Source organism: Martelella mediterranea (assembly GCF_021021415.1).
Lineage (GTDB): Bacteria > Pseudomonadota > Alphaproteobacteria > Rhizobiales > Rhizobiaceae > Martelella > Martelella mediterranea_C.
This window is the reverse complement of record NZ_JAINWJ010000095.1, coordinates 1-2,170: the sequence shown is the minus strand read 5'-3', so window position 1 is coordinate 2,170 and position 2,170 is coordinate 1. Positions and strand designations below refer to the sequence as shown.

Annotated in this window: 1 protein-coding gene and 1 pseudogene; both read left to right on the top strand. The window is 58.6% G+C overall.

The window, feature by feature from the left end; all coding sequences use genetic code 11:
* Positions 1-57: 57 nt before the first annotated feature.
* Positions 58-369 (top strand): LysR substrate-binding domain-containing protein, encoded by a 312-nt coding sequence (locus K7H91_RS25445; RefSeq protein ID WP_230722955.1) that lies wholly within the window; start codon positions 58-60, stop codon positions 367-369.
* 149 nt (positions 370-518) lie between these two features.
* Positions 519-2,170, top strand: a pseudogene (locus K7H91_RS25960) (sulfatase-like hydrolase/transferase); the annotation flags it as partial.

The following is a 2,170-nucleotide window of genomic DNA, read 5'->3' as shown; positions in this document are numbered from 1 at the left end:
AGCCAGACCCCATCCTGTCCATAATCATTCGACGACGGACACCCGGACCAGGGCGTCGTGATCCGTGACGAACTCGATCACTTCATGATGGCACATGGCGTCCGTCAGTTTCCCAACACGGTCGAGACAATGTCTTTCGATTTCATTCGCGCCATGCTCGCCAGGTCGGATACCGTCGCCTTTTGCCCGCAGGGCGTTGTGCGGGCGGAACTCGGTCGCGGAGATTTCGTTGCTGTCGACGTCGACGGCATGGCCATGATGGGTTCAATCGGCATCGCGACGGTTGGCGGAACAGCGCGTCTACCCACCCTCGCAAAGGCGATGATAGCGTGCCTTGAGGATGAAGTCCGCGCTCAGGGCCTCGAGTGAATTTCGGCGCCTCCGTCCGGCAAGCCATATCCAAAATGATATGAACCTTATGAGACTGGTATTTTACTCTGGCATGTCTTTCGCTCAGCTTTGACGAAACAACCCTTGCGGCCCGGTCGGAAGGGCAAAAAAGCAAAGAGCAGGGGCCTATGAAGTCGACCAAGCAAAACGTTCTCTTCGTCATGTTCGATCAGTTGCGGTTCGATTACCTCGGCTGCTCCGGCCATCCCTCCATAAAGACCCCCAATATCGACCGGCTGGCCAAAAAAGGCGTGCGTTTCACTCACGCCTACGCACAGTCGACGATCTGCGGCGCGTCACGCATGTCCTTTTACACAGGCCGCTACGTAAACAGTCACGGCGCGGCATGGAACGACTTTCCGTTGCGCGTGGGCGAGTGGACGATGGGCGACCATCTGCGCAAGGCCGGGATGGGGTGCTATCTCGTGGGCAAGACCCACATGCGCGTCGATGCCGAAGGTATGGCGCGTCTGGGCCTTGCCCCGGAAAGCGCAATTGGTGCGCGCCAGGCTGAATGCGGCTTTGACGTAGTCGTCCGCGAAGACGGCCTTGTCGGTCAGGGGCCAGAGGGCTTCTACAGCGACCAGCAACCCTACAACGAGTATCTGAAGTCGAAGGGATACGGCGGTGAAAACCCCTGGGCCGATTTCGCGAATGCCGGCGAAGAGGATGGGGTGACCGCGAGTGGCTGGTTCATGCGCCACGCCGACAAGCCAGCCAACATTGCCGAGCAGGACAGCGAAACCCCTTGGTTGACCAGGGAAGCCATCCGGTTCGTGCGGGACGCCGAAAGCCCCTGGTGCACTCATGTGAGCTACATCAAGCCGCACTGGCCATATATCGTGCCTGCGCCGTATCACGACATGTACGGATCTGAGGACATCATGCCGGTCATTCGCAGCGAAGGCGAACGGCAAGAACACGCACCCGCTCTTCTCGGCCTTCATGAAAAGTGGCGTCGCGGAGACGTTCTCGCGAGACGAGGTGCGCAGCAAGGTCATCCCCGCCTATATGGGTTTGATCAGCCAATGCGATACCGAACTCGGACGCATTCTCGACTATCTGGAGAGCACCGGGCAAGCAGAGAACACCGTGATCGTGGTAACATCCGACCACGGTGACTATCTGGGCGATCACTGGCTTGGCGAAAAAGACATGTTCCACGATGCCTCTGTCCGCGTGCCGATGATCATCTACGACCCCTCGCCTTCGGCCGATTCAACGCGCGGGACGGTTTGCGATGCCCTGGTCGAGGCTATCGATCTGACGCCGACTTTCATCGAAATAGCAGGTGGCGCGGTTCCCGGCCACATCGTGGAAGGCAAATCACTGCTGCCTTTCCTCCATGGGAAGACGCCGGAACAATGGCGCGACTATGTGATCAGCGAATACTCCTACGCCCAACAGCCGGTTCGCAAACATCTCGGTGTGAGCCAACGCGATGCGCGCATGTTCATGATCGCAAATCATGAGTTCAAGATGATTCACGCAGAAGGCGGTTTCCGGCCCATGCTCTTCGATCTCAAACGCGATCCGCAAGAGCTGGAAGATGTCGGCGAGCGGCCGGAATATGCCGAAACAATTGAACACCTGTACCAACAACTCGCGTCTTGGGCGCGCAGGGACGCGCAGCGCGTGACCATGTCCGACGAGGAGATCGACCGTCGTTTCGCAGCCGGCCCCATGCCGACCGGCATTCTGGTCGGGATGTTCGACGAATCGGAAGCCACTGAAGTCAATCGTAAGCGTCGTCTGCGCCGCATCGGTAATCAGCTTGACA